This window comes from Allobosea sp. CS1GBMeth4 (assembly GCF_900185715.1).
Classification (GTDB): Bacteria; Pseudomonadota; Alphaproteobacteria; order Rhizobiales; family Beijerinckiaceae; genus Allobosea.
The window spans coordinates 50,963-67,148 of record NZ_FYAS01000043.1 but is presented as its reverse complement, the minus strand read 5'-3'; the positions used below and the strand labels follow the sequence as shown (position 1 = coordinate 67,148).

General features: G+C 69.1%; 16 protein-coding genes. 5 read left to right on the top strand and 11 right to left on the bottom strand.

Annotated elements, in window-relative coordinates; genetic code table 11:
• Positions 1-4: 4 nt before the first annotated feature.
• Positions 5-892 carry an alpha/beta hydrolase gene (locus CS1GBM4_RS21325; RefSeq protein WP_186420769.1) on the bottom strand — a complete coding sequence of 296 codons (888 nt, stop codon included), beginning with the start codon at positions 890-892 and terminating at the stop codon, positions 5-7.
• A gap of 174 nt (positions 893-1,066) precedes the next feature.
• Positions 1,067-3,142, bottom strand: a complete 2,076-nt coding sequence (locus tag CS1GBM4_RS21320; RefSeq protein ID WP_186420768.1) for a lytic transglycosylase domain-containing protein — start codon at positions 3,140-3,142, stop codon at positions 1,067-1,069.
• 234 nt (positions 3,143-3,376) lie between these two features.
• Here CS1GBM4_RS21320 and dapA point away from each other — a divergent pair, with 234 nt between their 5' ends.
• Complete coding sequence (gene dapA / locus CS1GBM4_RS21315; RefSeq protein ID WP_186420767.1) at positions 3,377-4,270, top strand: 4-hydroxy-tetrahydrodipicolinate synthase; 894 nt, start codon at positions 3,377-3,379, stop codon at positions 4,268-4,270.
• A 90-nt stretch (positions 4,271-4,360) separates the two neighbouring features.
• Positions 4,361-4,834, top strand: coding sequence for an SsrA-binding protein SmpB (gene smpB, locus CS1GBM4_RS21310; protein ID WP_186420766.1), 474 nt, complete (start codon positions 4,361-4,363; stop codon positions 4,832-4,834).
• A gap of 137 nt (positions 4,835-4,971) precedes the next feature.
• Here the strand turns inward: smpB and CS1GBM4_RS21305 are convergent, their stop codons facing one another.
• The 6 genes from CS1GBM4_RS21305 to CS1GBM4_RS21280 all read right to left on the bottom strand — a co-directional run bounded on the left by CS1GBM4_RS21305 (position 4,972) and on the right by CS1GBM4_RS21280 (position 10,361).
• Entirely contained in the window at positions 4,972-5,694 is a 723-nt protein-coding gene (locus tag CS1GBM4_RS21305; protein WP_186420765.1) for a superoxide dismutase, read from the bottom strand.
• Between the two features lie 240 nt (positions 5,695-5,934).
• The gene (locus CS1GBM4_RS21300) at positions 5,935-6,549 is read right to left on the bottom strand and encodes an NYN domain-containing protein (protein ID WP_186420764.1); all 615 of its coding nucleotides are present in this window, start codon (positions 6,547-6,549) and stop codon (positions 5,935-5,937) included.
• Positions 6,550-6,726: 177 nt separating this feature from the next.
• Complete coding sequence (gene era, locus CS1GBM4_RS21295) at positions 6,727-7,638, bottom strand: GTPase Era (protein WP_186420763.1); 912 nt, start codon at positions 7,636-7,638, stop codon at positions 6,727-6,729.
• Positions 7,631-8,362, bottom strand: coding sequence for a ribonuclease III (gene rnc / locus CS1GBM4_RS21290; protein ID WP_244607332.1), 732 nt, complete (start codon positions 8,360-8,362; stop codon positions 7,631-7,633). Before rnc ends, era begins: the two co-directional genes overlap by 8 nt.
• The gene (gene lepB, locus CS1GBM4_RS21285; RefSeq protein WP_186420761.1) at positions 8,359-9,123 is read right to left on the bottom strand and encodes a signal peptidase I; all 765 of its coding nucleotides are present in this window, start codon (positions 9,121-9,123) and stop codon (positions 8,359-8,361) included. Before lepB ends, rnc begins: the two co-directional genes overlap by 4 nt.
• Positions 9,124-9,251: 128 nt before the next feature.
• Positions 9,252-10,361, bottom strand: coding sequence for a mechanosensitive ion channel domain-containing protein (locus tag CS1GBM4_RS21280; protein ID WP_186420760.1), 1,110 nt, complete (start codon positions 10,359-10,361; stop codon positions 9,252-9,254).
• Between the two features lie 188 nt (positions 10,362-10,549).
• On the opposite strand from CS1GBM4_RS21280, the gene aqpZ reads away from it, so the two are divergent.
• Complete coding sequence (gene aqpZ / locus CS1GBM4_RS21275) at positions 10,550-11,281, top strand: aquaporin Z (protein ID WP_186420759.1); 732 nt, start codon at positions 10,550-10,552, stop codon at positions 11,279-11,281.
• 11 nt (positions 11,282-11,292) lie between these two features.
• Here the strand turns inward: aqpZ and acpS are convergent, their stop codons facing one another.
• Entirely contained in the window at positions 11,293-11,703 is a 411-nt protein-coding gene (gene acpS, locus CS1GBM4_RS21270) for a holo-ACP synthase (RefSeq protein ID WP_186420758.1), read from the bottom strand.
• 9 nt (positions 11,704-11,712) lie between these two features.
• A complete protein-coding gene (locus CS1GBM4_RS21265; protein ID WP_186420757.1) occupies positions 11,713-12,465 on the bottom strand; it encodes a pyridoxine 5'-phosphate synthase in 753 nt (250 codons plus the stop codon).
• Between the two features lie 199 nt (positions 12,466-12,664).
• Between CS1GBM4_RS21265 and CS1GBM4_RS21260 the strand changes: the two genes are divergently transcribed.
• Positions 12,665-14,368, top strand: a complete 1,704-nt coding sequence (locus CS1GBM4_RS21260) for an ATP-binding protein (RefSeq protein ID WP_186420756.1) — start codon at positions 12,665-12,667, stop codon at positions 14,366-14,368.
• Between the two features lie 19 nt (positions 14,369-14,387).
• On the opposite strand, the gene CS1GBM4_RS21255 is transcribed toward CS1GBM4_RS21260, so the two are convergent.
• Entirely contained in the window at positions 14,388-15,095 is a 708-nt protein-coding gene (locus CS1GBM4_RS21255) for an NAD(P)H-dependent oxidoreductase (RefSeq protein ID WP_186420755.1), read from the bottom strand.
• 118 nt (positions 15,096-15,213) lie between these two features.
• On the opposite strand from CS1GBM4_RS21255, the gene CS1GBM4_RS21250 reads away from it, so the two are divergent.
• Complete coding sequence (locus CS1GBM4_RS21250; protein ID WP_186420754.1) at positions 15,214-16,104, top strand: LysR substrate-binding domain-containing protein; 891 nt, start codon at positions 15,214-15,216, stop codon at positions 16,102-16,104.
• Positions 16,105-16,186: the final 82 nt, after the last annotated feature.

The window sequence follows — 16,186 nt, the reverse complement described above, 5'->3', positions numbered from 1 at the left end:
ACGCTCAGGCCGCCTGCTTCTCCGCTTTCGCGATCAGCCGGCCGATGCGGCGGACCATGTCCTTGCTGCCGAGCAGGGGGGCATGGCCCTGGCCGGGCGCGGTGAAGGTCTCGCAGCGCGGATGGCGCGCGCCCATCTCGGCCAGCGTCCTCTCCGCCAGAAGGTCGGAATTCTCGCCGCGGATCGCCAGCAGCGGGACATGGTTCAGCGCGGCAAAATAGGGCCAGAGCTCCGGCAGCGGCGCCTCGAGGTCGAGCTCCTCCAGCGTCTTCAGCAGGCGCGGATCATAGTCCGGCACCAGCGCGCCGCCGCGCTCGGTCCAGGTCCGGCGCGCCATCATCTCCCATTCGGCGTCGCCGAAGAGCGGGAATTGCTGGTCCGACAGCCGCTTCAGGATCTCGGCGCCCTCGGCGAAGCTGCGCGGCGTCGGCAGCTTGCCGACATAGCCGCGAATCCGCAGCAGGCCGCGCGCGTCGATCACCGGGCCGACATCGTTGAGCACGACGCCGCGGATCGCCCCCGGCCGCGCCGCCGCCAGCGCCATGGTCAGGAGCCCGCCGCGCGAGGTGCCGACGAAGACGGCCTCCTCGACCCCGGCCGCGGCCAGGACCTGCATGAGATCGTCGAGCTCGACGCGGATGTCGTAGTCGCGCCAGTCCCTGGCGTAGTCGGAGCGGCCGCGGCCGCGATAGTCGAGCGCCAGCACGCGCCGCGGCCCGTCCTCCGCCAGAGCCAGGGCGAGCTCGTGGAAATCGGCGGATGTCCGCGCCAGCCCCGGCAGGCAGACGACCGGCAAGGCGGCCGCCGCCTGCGGCCCGTATTCGCGCATGTGCAGCTTCAGCCCGTCGCGGGCGCTGATGAACAGGGAGCGGAAGCCGGTATCGGACTGCATGGATGATCCTGCTGCGTGGCCGGCGAGGCTTGTCGCATGCTGGCTCGGCGAGGGCAAAGCCGCTTTCCCGTCATTGCGAGGAGCGCAGCGACGCAGCAATCCAGGGGCGGCAGGGCGAGACGTCCCGGATTGCTTCGCCGCGTTCGCAATGACGGCAGGAGGAGGAGGCCGCGCTCACTCCCGCTTGCCGCCCCGCTTCAGATCGTGGTCGATCATGTAGGCGGTGCGCTGGTTGAGGCGCTGGCGATAGACCTGCAGGTTCTCCATCACCCGCTGCACATAATTGCGCGTCTCGGTGAAGGGGATGCGCTCGACCCAGTCGACCGCGTCGACCTCCGGCGCGCGCGGATCGCCATAGGCGCCGATCCACTTCTTCACATTGCCCGAGCCGGCATTGTAGGCGGCGAAGGTCAGGACATAGGAGCCGCGCCAGTCGCCGAGCAGATCGTTGAGATGGGCGGCGCCCATCCTCGCCGAATAGAGCGGGTCCTTGGTCAGCTTGTCGAGCTCGAAGGGCATTTGCGCGCGCCGCGCCGTCTCGCGCGCCGTCGCCGGCATCATCTGCATCAGCCCGAGCGCGCCGGCATGCGAGACCGCACCGGGGTCGAAGGCGCTTTCCTGGCGGGCGATGGCGTGGACGATCGCCCGCTCCATCGGATCGCCGACCGACGGGAATTCCGGCACGCCGAAGGTCGGGAAGGCGGCCTCGTCGAGCGGGAAGCCGCGCTGCAGCGCCGTCTTGCCGATGGTGAGCAGGGTCTTGGCGTCGCCGCGCTGGCGGGCGAGATCGGCGATGGCCTCGAGCGCGGCGGCGTCGTGCAGGCGCTGGGCGAGGTCGATGAGCAACTGTCCCGCCAGGTCCGGCGCGTCGATCGCGTAGAGCAGCTTCGCCGCCTTGAAGCCGGGCAGATGCGCCAGCGGGGCCGCCATGGTGCGCCGGACCGGCAGGTCGCCGAGGCCGAGCCGGGCCCGGGCGAGCTGGCCGTAATAGGCGACCGGGTGCTCGCCGGCGCGGGCGTAGAACGTCTTCGCTTCCTCGGTCTTGCCGAGCGCATCGGCGGCGCGGCCCTGCCAATAGGCGGCGCGCGCCACCGAGATCGGCGTCTCGGCGATCTTCGCCGCCTCGGCGAAGTGCTTCGCCGCCCGCTCGGCGTCCTTCTCGAAGCGCAAGGCGATCCAGCCGGCATGCCATTCGGCATCGATGCGCTCGGCCGCGTCCTCGGCGCCATGGCCGGATGCGACCGCATAGGCGCCCTTGGCGTCGCCCTCGTCGAGCAGCTTGCGGGCGATCAGCCGGCGCTCCTCCCACCAGCCGTCGCCGTCGCCGAGCAGGGCAGGGTCGCGCGGCACCTCGGCGATCGCCTTGGCGGCCTCGGCCGGCTTGCCGGCGCGGCGCGCCTGCTGCGCCTGCAGGAAGGCGAAGGACATGTCCTTTTTCAGAGCCGCCGGCACGGCGTCGATCTGCTTCTGCGCGATCGGCCCCTTGGCCTTGGCGCTGGCGAGCCGGACCTTCGCCAGCGCGACATAGTCCTGCGAGACGCGGGCGGCATTGCGCAGCGCTTCCGCGCTCTTTTCGGCGAAGAGATAGCGCTCGGCGCGCAGGCGATGATCGGCCGCGGTGAGCTTGTCGCCGAAAGTGTCGAGCACGATCTGCTCAAGCCCGGCGCCGAGATGATCCTTGAGCCAGGCCCGGCGCGCCAGCGCGAAGGCTTCGTCCTTGCGCCCCTCGGCGGCGAGCGCGCGGGCGAGCGCGACGCGTCCGGCCGGGCTGATCGGCTCGCGGCCATGGAAGAAGGCGCGCACGGTCTCGGGAGCCCGCCGGTCGGTGATCAGCGCCGCTTCGGCGCGCCGGCGGAACGGCGTCGTGCCGGGATAGTTCGGGAAGGCGTCGAGGAATTCGGCGATGCGCTCGAAGCGGACGACATTGGCGAGGCTGCGCAGCGCCACCCATTCCAGCATGCCGCGCACCGCCTTGTCGTCGATGCCGCGCGCGATGGCGTCGCCGTCCTCGAGCTTGCCGGCGCGATAGGCGACGACCGCCTTCTTGAGCGGCTCGAGGTCGACGCGTTCTTCCGGCCGGGCGATCTCTGCCGGCGGCAGCGGCGATGCGGGGGGCTCGGCCGGCGGCGCGAGCGAGGCGGTCACGCCCACATCGACGCTCGCGCCGGCGTTCGTCTCGACACGCGCCAACTGCTCGATCTGCAGCGGATGCGAGCCGTCGGGGCCCGCGGAGCAGGGTCCGGCAGCCACCAGAATGAGCGTCAGGCCGGCTCCGAAGAACCGTCGGCCCGGCGATAGTGCCATATGAGGCATCCCCCCAAGCAAACCGGATCGTAGCAGTAGGCCATGCTCCCGCAGGGAGCTTTACGGAGTCCTAACCATGCCGCCACGATTTTTGATGGGTTGCCGGCTTTGCGGACTGTCGCTGAAAGGCTATGTCTGTCGCCCCTTTTCCGCGTAACTATGTCGTTTTCAGGACCGTCCATGACCAAGCATGCGCCCCTCACCGGTTCGATGCCCGCGCTGGTGACGCCGTTCAAGGGCGGCAAGGTCGACGAGGCGACGCTGCGCGCCCTGGTCGACTGGCAGATCGAGAACGGCTCCTCGGCGCTGGTTCCGGTCGGCACCACCGGCGAGAGCCCGACGCTCAGCCATGAGGAGCATGGCCGCGTCACCGAGATCGTCATCGACCAGGCCAGGGGCAGGGTGCCGGTCATCGCCGGCGCCGGCTCGAACAGCACCACCGAGGCGATCTCGCTGGCGAGGCACGCGGAGAAGGCCGGCGCCCAGGCCGTGCTCGTGGTCACGCCCTATTACAACAAGCCGACCCAGGAGGGCATGTACCAGCACTTCAAGGCGGTGAACGACGCGATCGGCATCCCGATCATCATCTACAACATCCCGCCGCGCTCGGTGGTCGACATGTCGGTCGAGACCATGGCGCGGCTCTACGAGCTGAAGAACATCGCCGGGGTGAAGGACGCGACCGCCAACCTCGCCCGCGTCTCGCAGCAGCGCCATGTGCTCGGCCCCGACTTCATCCAGCTCTCGGGCGAGGACATGACGGCGCTGGCCTATATGGCCGCCGGCGGGCATGGCTGCATCTCCGTCGTCGCCAATGTCGCGCCCAAGCTCTGCGCCGAATTGATGGCCTGCGCGCTGAAGGGCGATTATGCCGGCGCGCTGAAGATCCAGGACCGGCTGGTGCCGCTGCACGATGCGATCTTCAAGGAGCCGGGGCTCGCCGGCGCCAAGCACGGGCTCAAGCGCCTCGGCCGGATCGAGGAGGAGGTCCGCCTGCCGCTGCTGCCGGTGACGCCGGCGACCGGCGAAGTCATCCGTAGCGCCATGGTTCACGCCGGGCTGTTGAATGCCTAAGTAAGAGGGCTGCGTTCGTCGGTCTCCGGCGAAAGCCGCGAGGAGAGCGATGTCCGCACCACATTACGCATGCCGAGGCTTTGAGCGGTCATGAGCAAGCTCGACACCGACCGCTACAAGCTCGCGGCCGACAACCGCAAGGCGCGCTACAGCTACGCGATCGACGAGACCTTCGAGGCCGGCATCGTCCTCAAGGGCACGGAGATCAAGTCGCTGCGCGGCGGCAAGGCGACGATCGGCGAGAGCTATGCCGGCCCGATGGGCGACGAGCTCTTCCTGTTCAACGCCCATATCCCGGAATATCTCGAAGCCAACCGCTTCAATCACGACGTTCGCCGGCCGCGCAAGCTGCTGCTGCATCGCCGCCAGATCGACAAGCTGATGGGCGCGATCCAGCGCGAGGGCTACACCGTCATCCCGCTCAAGGTCTATTTCAACGACAGGGGCCGGGCGAAGGTCGAGCTCGGCCTCGGCAAGGGCAAGAAGCTGCACGACAAGCGCGAGACCGAGAAGACCCGCGACTGGAACCGCGACAAGGCCCGGATCCTGAAGACGGGCGGGTGAGGGCGCCTGGTGTCATTCTCGGGCGGAGCGAAGCGCAGACCCGAGAATCTCTTGCAGACGAGGGGCTGGTTGGCGCCTTTTCCGGCCTGAGATGCTCGGGGCAAGCCCGAGCATGACGCGCGTCTCAAGGGCTCGGACTACCCCATCGCCTTCTTGAAGTTCTCGTTCGCCTTGTCCCAGTTCACCGTCCGCCACCAGGCGGCGAGGTATTCCGGCCGGCGGTTCTGGTACTTCAGGTAATAGGCGTGCTCCCAGACGTCGACGCCGAGCACCGCCTTGGCGCCGAGCTCGAGCGGGGTGTCCTGGTTGGCGGTCGAGACGATGGCGAGCTTCTTGTCCTTGTCGACGACGAGCCAGGCCCAGCCCGAGCCGAAGCGCGTCGCGCCGGCCTGGTTGACCTTCTGCACCAGCTCGAGCACCGAGCCGAAGGCGCCCTCGATCGCGCTCCTGAGGTCGGCGCCGGGCTGCTGGGCCCCGCCCGGCGTCATCAGCTCCCAGAAGAAGCTGTGGTTCCAGTGGCCGCCGACATTGTTGCGGACCGCGGTGCGGACAGTCTCCGGCGCGGCCTCGAGGTCGGCCAGCACCGTCTCGATCGGCGTGGTCCGCAGGCCCTCCCATTGGCCGGCCGCCGCATTGGCGCCGTTCACATAGGCCTGGTGGTGGAGCGAGTGGTGGATGCGCATGGTCTGCGCGTCAATGGCCGGCTCCAGCGCCTCATAGGCGTAAGGCAGCTTCGGCAGGGTGAAGACCGGCGGCGGCGGGGCCGGAGGCGGCGCGCTCTGCGCCAGCACCAGGGCCGGGCGGGCGATGACGAGGGCGGAGCCGGCGGCGAGGCCGGTGAGAAAGCTGCGGCGTGTCATGACGTCCCTCCGGTCGATGCCTGTCCCAGATCACGCTGCATTTGGACGGAGTCGTCCAAATGCAGATAACGTGATCGATTCTAAGAGTTTAGAGCATGCTCGATGCGAAAAACCGTTGCCACTTTTTCGCAGCATGCTCTAGCGGAAACAGAGCTTGCCTGCCGCGCAGGCGGCGTCAAGCGGGCCGGGCGCGGATGCGCTCCGCCCATGCCGGCCCAACGCGGCAGGGAAGGGAGAGGTTCAGCCCTCCGGACTCTCGTCGCCCTGGCGGATGCCGTAGCGGCGCTCCAGTCCCGGATTGGCCGCGGCCGGCGCGCGCGCGGCGCGCTCGGCCGGGTCGCGCCCGACCTTCTGCATCAGATGGGCGAGCTCGACGAACTCGTCGCACTGCCGGCGCAGATCGTCGGCGACCATGGGTGGGGTGGTGTTGATGGTCGAGACCACCGAGACCTTGACGCCCTTGCGCTGCACCGCCTCGACCAGGGGGCGGAAATCGCCGTCGCCGGAGAACAGGTAGATGTGGTCGAGATGGGGCGCGAGCTCGAGCATCTCGATCGCCAGCTCGATGTCCATGTTGCCCTTGACGCGGCGGCGGCCCGTCGCGTCGGTGAACTCCTTCGCCGCCTTGGTGATGACCCTGTAGCCGTTATAGTCGAGCCAGTCGACCAGTGGGCGGATCGAGGTGTACTCCTCGCTTTCGACCAGTGTCGTGAAGTAGAACGCCCGGATCAGATTGCCGCGGCCCTGGAATTCCTTGAGTAGACGCCGGTAGTCCATATCGAAACCGAGCTGCTTCGACGTCGCATAAAGGTTGGCTCCATCGATAAAGAGCGCGATGCGCGGCTCACCTGCCATGTAATGGCTCCTGGCTCAAATGCGGTCGACCAATAAGAATCGGCACGGATCAAGGTTGAATAATGTCGGATTCGCGCTCCAAATCGAGCGCCTCCTCGGCGTTTATGTGGTGGATGCCAGGCAATGCGCAAGATATCGGCCGAATTTTGCCAGTCCTGCGTGCGCGGACGCGGCGGTTCAGTTTTTCGGAAACTCCAGCCCCATCTCGCGATAGCGCTCCGGATCGTCGCTCCAGTTCTCGCGGACCTTGACGAAGAGGAAGAGATGCACCTTCGCCTCCGCCGCCTCGGCGATCTCGGCGCGCGCCTTCTGGCCGATCGCCTTGATCGTCTGCCCGCCTTCGCCGAGCACGATCTTCCGCTGGCCCTCGCGCTCGACATAGATCGTCTGCTCGATCCGGACCGAGCCGTCCGGACGCTGCTGCCAGCTCTCGGTCTCGACGGTGGAGCGATAGGGCAATTCGTCGTGCAGCCGCTCGAAGATCTTCTCGCGGGTGATCTCGGCGGCGAGGAAGCGCAGCGGCGCGTCCGAGATCTGGTCCTCGGGATAGAGCCAGGGGCCGGGCTTCAGCCGGCTCTCCAGCCAGGCCAGGATGTCCTTGACGCCGTAGCCGGTCAGCGCCGCGACCATGAAGGTCGCCTCGAACGTCGCGCGTTCGTTCACCGCCGCCGTGATGGCGAGCAGCTTCTCCTTGGGGATCGTGTCGATCTTGTTGAGGATCAGGAACTTGGGCTGCCTGAGCTCGGAGAGCTTCTCCAGCAGAGCCGTGTTCTCCTCATGGTCGAAGCGGCCGACGTCGATCAGCACGCCGATCAGATCGGCGTCGGTCGCCCCGCCCCAGGCGCTCGTCACCATGGCGCGGTCGAGCCGGCGCTTGGGCGCGAAGATGCCGGGCGTGTCGACGAAGATGATCTGCGCCTTGCCGGAGAGCGCGATGCCGCGCACCTGGGTGCGCGTCGTCTGCACCTTGCGCGAGACGATCGAGACCTTGGCGCCGACGAGCTGGTTGAGCAGCGTCGACTTGCCGGCATTGGGCGCGCCGATCAGCGCGACGAAGCCACAGCGGGTCTGCTGGTCGCTTTCAGCCATGGTCCGCCTCCGCCCCCTCGTTCCACAATCCCTGCCGGCGCAGGAAGGCCTCGGCCGCCGCCTGCTCGGCCAGCCGCTTCGAGCGGCCCTCGGCCTCCGCCTCCGTCAATGTGCCGATGCGCACGGCGATGCGGAAGATCGGCGCGTGGTCGGGGCCGGAGCGGCCGCGCTCGGCATAGGTCGGTGTCGGGTGGCCCTGGCCCTGCGCCCATTCCTGCAAGGCGGTCTTGGCGTCGCGCAGCGGCGTCGCCGGCTTCAGCAGCCGCTCGCCGAAGCCGGCCTCGACCAGCTTGCGGGCGGCGCCGTAGCCGCCGTCGATGAACACCGCGCCGATGATCGCCTCGCAGGCATCGGCAAGGATCGCCTTGTTCTTGCGCGCGCCGGAGAGGATCTCGCCCTCTCCGAGGCGCAGATGCGACCCGACATCCCAGGCGCTCGCCACCGCCGCGCAGGTCTCCTTGCGCACGAGATCGGCGAGGCGGCGCGACATATCGCCTTCCTCGGCCTGCGGATAGGTGGTGAACAGCATGTCGGCGACGGAGAGGCCGAGCACGCGGTCGCCGAGGAATTCGAGCCGCTGATAGCTCGCGATCCGGCGTGGATCGGCGCTCATATGGGTGAGCGCCGTCTCCAGCAGGCCGCGGTCGCGGAAGCGGTGGCCGAGCCTGCTCTCGAGCCGCGAGAGCTCGGGCAGCTTGCGGCCGCTGTCGGGCGCCTTGCTCACTTGATCGTCGAGAACATGCGGTTCCAGCGCACCGTCCAGGGCCATTCCCAGATGCGCCAGGCGGACGCGCCCTCGTCGATCGAGAAGAAGATGATCTCGGCACGTCCGACGAAGTTCTCGAACGGCACGTAGCCGACGCTGCGGTCGCGCGAGTCGAGCGAGTTGTCGCGGTTGTCGCCCATCATGAAGAAATGGCCGTCGGGCACGCGGAAGACCGCCGTGTTGTCGAAGGTGCCGGTGTCGCCCTCGCGCTCGATGATGTTGTGGCTGACGCCGTTCGGCAGCGTCTCGCGATACTGGATCGCGGTGGTGGCGCGGCCCCAGGCGTCGGTGGTGACGAAATCGGCGATGCGCTCGCGCTTCACCGCCTGGTTGTTGATGTGCAGCACGCCGTCGATCATCTGGATGCGGTCGCCGGGCAGGCCGATGACGCGCTTGATGTAGTCGGTCGAGTTGTCGCTCGGCAGCTTGAACACCGCGATGTCGCCGCGCTTCGGCTCCGCCGCCCAGACCCTGCCCTGGAACAGCGGCGGGCTGAACGGCATCGAATGCTTCGAGTAGCCGTAGGTGTATTTCGAGACGAAGAGATAGTCGCCGATCAGCAGGGTCGGGACCAGCGAGCCCGACGGGATGTTGAAGGGCTGGAAGAGCAGGGTCCGGATCACCAGGGCGATCAGCAGCGCCTGGACGACGACCTTGATCGTCTCGAGGATGCCGCCTTCGTCCTTGGTCTTGCCCTTGATCTCGGCGTCGTTGGCCACACGTGGCTCCTGCTGGCTACTGTTCTCGTGCGCGGTCTAGAGCATGTTCCGGCAAAGTGGAAAGCACTTTTGCGCGGGCCGTCCGTGCTGCCCCGGCGGGGCGGCGACAATATGGTGGGTCCCCCGGCTCATTGCACCGTTGCCGCGGCGACGGCGGCGCCCTGCGCCGGCGGCGTCTGCTCCGCCCTGATCCGCGGCAGGGCGTGCGGATATTCGCGCTGCAGGAAGGCGACGAGCTTCTCGCGCATCTCGCAGCGCATGTCGAACACCTTCGGCGAGGTGCCGGCGCTGACCAGGATGCGCACCTCCATCGTCGATTGCCTGAAATCGGTGACCTGGACATTGACCACCCGCCGGTCCCACAGCTTCGAGGCGGCGGCGATCTCCTCGACCTTGCGCCGCACCGCCTCGATCGGCGTCGCGTAGTCGAGATAGATCATCACCGTGCCGATCAGCGCCGCGTCGTCGCGGGTCCAGTTCTGGAACGGCTTCTCCATGAAGTAGTTGAGCGGCAGGATCAGCCGGCGCCAGTCCCACAGCCGGATCACCACATAGGTCGAGGTGATCTCCTCGACATTGCCCCATTCGCCTTCGATCAGCACGGCGTCGTCGATCCGGATCGGCTGGGTCACCGCGAGCTGGATGCCGGCGAAGACGTTCTTCAGCACCGGCTGCAGGGCGAGGCCGGCGACGAGGCCGGCCGCGCCCGCCGAGGCGAGCAGGCTGACCCCGTATTGCCTTACGCCGTCGAAGGTCATCAGCATCGCCGCGAACGCGATGATCACGATCAGGATCTCGGCGATCCGGCGCAGGATGCGCGTCTGCGTCACATGCTTGCGCGCCAGCAGGTTGTCCTCGGCGTCCAGCTTGAAGCGGCGCAGATAGACGGTGGTCCAGATGTGCAGCGCGGTCTTGGCGAGCCAGGCGACGAGCGCGACGAAGCAGATCAGCAGCCCGTGCCGGATCAGCGCGGCCTGCGTGTCCGACAGCGGTGCGACCGAGGCGGCGAAGGAGAGGGCCAGCGTGATCACCGTGAACCGCGCCGGGCCGTAGGTGCGCGACACCAGCGAGCGCCAGAACAGATCCCAGCCGGCGACGATACGGGTCATGATCTCGTAGGCGATGCGGTGGACGGTCAGCGCCAGGGCGAGCGCGAGCGTGAACAGGGCGAGGCTGACGCTCCAGGCGGGCAGCCAGGAGAGCCGGGCTTCCACACCCGCGACGAACGCCTCGAACATGCCCGTTTCCCCTGCCTGAGCGCTTGCAGCCTCGCCTGCTGCAACGCCTCAACGGGCGAAAGGATGCAGCACACGCTGGGCGTGCGCCGCTCCGGCCGGATTTGCCGGCGCGCGGGCGATCTCCGGCGATTGACGCTCGTTCTCGACGGGATCACAGTCCCGCGATCGCAACCAAAGGGCGAATCGACATGAGCACCAGAAACTATGTCGCGGAAGTGATCGGGACCTTCTGGCTGACCTTCGCCGGCTGCGGCAGCGCCGTGATCGCTGCGGGCTTCCCGCAGGTCGGTATCGGCCTCCTCGGTGTCTCGCTCGCCTTCGGCCTGACCGTGGTCACCATGGCCTATTCGATCGGCCATATCTCGGGCTGCCATCTCAACCCGGCCGTCACGGTCGGTCTCGCCGTCGGCGGGCGCTTCCCCGCCGGCCAGGTCATTCCCTACATCATCGCGCAGGTCGTCGGCGCCATCCTCGCCGCGACCGTGCTCTACTTCATCGCGGTCGGCGCGCCCGGCTTCGACCTCGCCAAGGGCTTCGCCTCGAACGGCTTCGGCGAGCACTCCCCCGGCAAATACGGGCTGGCCTCGGCCTTCCTCACCGAGGTCGTGATGACCATGATGTTCCTGTTCATCATCATGGGCGCGACCCATGGCAAGGCGCCGGCCGGCTTCGCGCCGCTCGCCATCGGCCTCGGCCTCACGCTGATCCATCTCGTCAGCATCCCGGTGACCAACACCTCGGTCAATCCGGCGCGCTCGACCGGGCCGGCGCTCTTCGTCGGCGGCTGGGCCCTGCAGCAGCTCTGGCTGTTCTGGCTGGCGCCGATCATCGGCGGCGTGCTGGGCGGCGTCGTCTATCGCTGGCTCGGCGACGAGCCGACGGCGCAGATCACCGGCGTGACGCCGGCGCCGGCGGAGTAAGGCGCCGCTGTTTAGAGGTCGGGCCGGATCGGCCTGGCCTCGATCACCACGAAGGCCTGGGCGAGAGGCGGGTCGTCGGTCAGCGACACATGCAGGACCGCCTCGTGCCCGGGCGGCGTCATCTCGGCGAGGCGCGCCGCGGCGCCGCCGGAAAGCCGCATGGTCGGCCGCCCGCTCGGCAGGTTCACCACCTCCATGTCGCGCCAGAACACGCCCGACCTGATGCCCGTGCCGAGCGCCTTGGAGCAGGCTTCCTTGGCGGCGAAGCGGCGGGCATAGGAGGCGGCGCGGGTGGCGCGGCGATCGGATCTCGCCTGCTCCCCCTCGGTGAAGACGCGCTGCGTGAAGCGCGCGCCGAAGCGGGCGAGCGAGGTCTCGATGCGGCGGATGTCGCAGAGATCGGAGCCGATGCCGAGGATCATCCGGCCGATTTAACCGGCCGCGCGTCCCTCGTCCATCGCCCGCCGCATCGTGGCGATCGCGGTCTCCAGCCCGACGAAGATCGCTTCGCCGACCAGGAAATGGCCGATGTTGAACTCGGCGAAGGCCGCGACGCCGGCGAGCCGGCGGGCGGTGTCGTAGTCGAGCCCGTGCCCGGCATGCACCTCGAGCCCGAGCGATGCGGCGAAGGCCGCGCCCCTGGCGAGCCGCCGGAATTCCGCCTCGGCCTTGTCGCCATGGCCGTCGGCGACGGCATGGCACCAGGTGCCGGTATGGAGCTCGACCACCGGTGCGCCGAGCTTCGCCGCCATCGCGATCGGCGCCTCGTCCGCCTCGATGAACAGCGAGACGCGGCAGCCGGCGGCCTTCAGCCGGGCGATCGGCCGGCTGAGCGCGTCGGCCTGGCCGACCACGTCGAGCCCGCCTTCCGTGGTGCGCTCCTCGCGCTTCTCCGGCACCAGGCAGGCCGCATGCGGCTGCAGCGTCTCGGCGAGGCCGATCATCTCGGCCGTCGCGGCCATCTCGAAATTCAGCGGCTTCGACAATTCGGTCGCGAGCCGCGCCATGTCGGCGTCGCGGATATGGCGCCGGTCCTCGCGCAGATGGGCGGTGATGCCGTCGGCGCCGGCGGCGACGGCGAGGAGGGCGGCGCGCACCGGGTCGGGCAGGGCGCCGCCGCGTGCGTTCCGCACGGTCGCGACATGGTCGATGTTCACGCCCAGGCGCAAGCGGTTCTGCGTCATCGGATCGCCCCCTCGTCCCTCGCCGTCTACGCCGCGGCCGGCGCGGGTTCAAGGCAGGCGATGTGATCGACGCTGTCAGCATCCTTGATCGATGGCGCGCGTGGCAGGGCAGTCTTCCGGCGCCCCCCGGCCGCGTATGCCTGTTGTTAAGGGCTGGGCCCTAGCCTGTCCGCTCGCGCCAAGAGGTTCCGGGCCCGCCATGCAGCTTCCCGCCGACCATCGGCAGTTCCACGACGACATCTCGCCCGACAGGCGTGCGCCGAGTCAGGCCGAGGATCGCATCATCGGCCGCGTCGTCGCCTGTTCGGGCTCGCGCGCGACCATCGCGGCAACCGTCCAGGGCCCGCTCGCCGGCGCCGCCAATCCCTGGGTGGTCGGCCGTCTCGTCTCGATCAGCCTCGGCGGCAGCCGCATCGTCGGCCTCGTCTACGAGATGCGCGCGCAGCAGGGAACCTGGGACGAGGCCGGCCTCAATCCGATCGCGGTCGAGGTCGAGCTGCTCGGCGAGGTCGTCGACGGCGAGCATGGCGCGGCGCGCTTCGACAGCGGCATCACCGCCTATCCGCCGATCGGTGCGCCGGCGCACCGCATCCGCTCGCGCGATCTCGAACGCATCCATGACCTCGGCCAGCGCAAGGGCGTGGTCGTCGGGACCCTGACGCAGGATGCCGCGATCCCGGCGAGCGTCGACATGGAGCGGCTGCTCGCGCGCCATTTCGCGGTGCTCGGGACCACCGGCGTCGGCAAGTCGAGCGCGGTCGCCCTGATGCTGCGCAAGGCCGTCGCGGCCAAGCCGAATCTGCGCGTGCTGGTCCTCGATCCGCACAATGAATACGCGCACGCCTTTCCGGACAGCTCCGTCCGCATCGACGCGGGCACCCTCGATCTGCCGTTCTGGCTGTTCCGTTTCGAGGAGTTCGCCGACATCGTCTTCCGCGGCCGGCCGCCGCTCGAGGACGAGGCCGAGATCCTGCGCGAGACCATCGCCGTCGCGCGCAGCCGCTACCGCGTCGTCCCGGCCCATGACATGGCGCGCGATCTCGGCAGCAGCGTGCTGAAGCGGCCGCTCGATCCCGCCCAGCGCCGGCCGGCCGATAGCGCCGGCACGGCCGAACTCGCCTCTCCCTACCGCATCGCCGACCTCTTCGCCGCGATCGACGAGCTGATCGGCCTGCACGAGCAGCGCTACCCGCGCACGACGCTGCGCTCGCTCAGGGTGAGGCTGGAGACGCTGCACGCCGATCCGCGCTACGGCTTCCTGTTCGCCCATGCCAACAGCATGGAGACGATCGCGCCGGTGATCGCCCAGATCTTCCGGGTGCCGCACAAGGGCCGGCCCATCACCGTGTTCCAGCTCGCCGGCTTGCCGTCGGAGGTCCTCAACGCCGTGGCCTCCAGCCTGGCCCGTCTCGCCTTCGACCTCGCCATGGCCGGCCGCGGCGGCTACGAAATCCTGCTGCTGTGCGAGGAGGCGCATCGCTACGTGCCGCAGGATCAGGCGCTGGGTTTCCTGCCGACGCGCCAGGCCATCGCCCGCATCGCCAAGGAAGGGCGCAAATACGGCGCCTATCTCGGGGTCGTGACGCAGCGCCCGGGCGAGCTCGACCCGACCATCCTGTCGCAATGCTCGACCGTCTTCGCCATGCGGCTCTCCAACGAGCGCGACCAGCAGATCATCCGCGCCGCGATCGCCGACGCGTCCGCCAGCACCATCGCCTTCCTCTCCTCGATCGGCAATCGCGAGGCGATCGCGTTCGGCGAGGCCGTGGCGACGACGATGCGCATGCGCTTCCTGGAGCAGCGGCCGGAGGAGCTGCCGGCCATGGCCGGCCGGGCGCCCGCCGAGGCCGAACGCCGCGAGCTCCTGGTCGAGGAGCTCGTGGCGCGCATGCGCGGGCTGTGACGGCCGGCCGCGACGCTGCTCAGGCCGCCGACGCACGATCGGCGCCGTCGGTGATCTCCAGCGCCAGCCCGTCGACAAGCCGGTCGATCTCGGCCTCTGCCGCCGCGATCGACGCTTCCAGACGCTCGCCGCCGAACTCGTCGTATTCGATGGCGATCGCATGCGTCTCGGTCAGGCCGAGATAGGCCATCGGGACCGTCAGGCCGCGCTCGACCAGGTTCACCGCCTCCAATCGGCCGCCGGCATCATAGCCGTAGTCGCCGCGCGAGGAGAGGATGACGAGGCGCTTGCCCGGCGGCAGCATCGGCCAATAGGGCTCGCCCGGTCGGCTGCGGTCGAACCCGAAGGTGACGCCGACCCGGACGACATTGTCGACCCAGGCCTTGAGCTGGGCCGGAAGCCCGAAATTGTACATCGGCGCGCCGATCACGACGAGGTCGGCGCGCAGCAGCTCCTGCACCAGCATGTCGCTCTCGGCGAGCGCGGCCTGCGCCGCCGCATCCCGGCGCTCGGGCGGGGTGAAGGCGGCCGCGATCCACGCGCCGGTGACGGGCGAGGGCGGACGCTGCCCGATATCGCGATAGGTCACCGCGTCCGCCAGCCGCGCCGCGCGCCAGCGCTCGACGAAGCGGCGCGTCAGGCGGCGGGTGTGCGATCCGCGCGGGTCCGTTCCGGACAGGCCGGGGCGGGCGCTGGCATCGATCTGCAGGATCTGGAAGGGAGGCATGGCGATCTCCATGGAACCGAACTGCTCATGCGAAAATCTCGCTATCCTGCGAATACGTCGCTATCTACCTTGGTGACAAAGGCGAATTCCTCAGCCGATAGGTGAGTTGGAATCATCTATGACCGCTCCTCGCAAATTGCCGCCGCTGGCTGCGCTCCGCGCATTCGAGGCCGCGGCGCGGCATCTGAGCTTCCGCAAGGCGGCGGAGGAGCTGGGCGTGACACCGACCGCGATCAGTCACCAGCTGCGGCTGCTGGAGGCGACGCTCGGCCTGCCGCTGTTCGAGCGGCATGTGCGGCGCGTCTCGCTGACGCAGGCCGGCGCGCATCTCTATCCGGTGCTTCGGGACAGCCTGGACACCATCGCGCGCGCCGTCGCCGAGCTTGCGCCGCCGCCCCGGCGCAGCTCCGTCACGGTCAGCGCGACCACGCTCTTCACCGCCCGCCGTCTGATCCCGGCCCTGGGGCTCTTCCAGTCGCGCTGGCCGCAATTCGCGCTGCGGCTGCATGCCTCCGACGAGGCGGTCGACCTGGCGAGCGGCGCCGCCGACGTTGCGGTGCGTTACGGCGCGGGGCCGTTCGGGGGGCTGGTCTCGGAGGTCCTGTGCCGGGAGCGCTTCGGCGTGGTGTGCAGCCCCGCGCTCGGCCTGCGCGGCCCGGCCGATCTCACCGCGGCGACGCTGATCCATTCGGAATGGCACCGCCGGGACCTGCAGCCGGACTGGCGCCGCTGGCAGGCGCTGGCGCAGGTGCCGGGGCTGGACGTCGAGGCCGGACTGCGCATCACCGACGAGAGCCACGCCATTCAGGCCGCCGTCGCGGGGCAGGGCGCCGTCATCACGAGCCTGCTTCTGGTCGAGGACGAGCTTGCGCGCGGCATCCTCGTCCATCCGTTCGGCCCGGTGATCGAGGGCCACCACTACCATCTGGTCGCCACCGCCGAGACCCTGGCCAGCCCCGATGTCCAGGCCGTCGGGGAATGGCTGAGGGCGATCGCCCCGCCGCAATAGGCCTGCTGCCATATGGCGCCGGCGGCGCGGTGCAAAACCTTGCATCCGCCCGCTTCAACCTGTATGAGCGCCGTTCAACCTT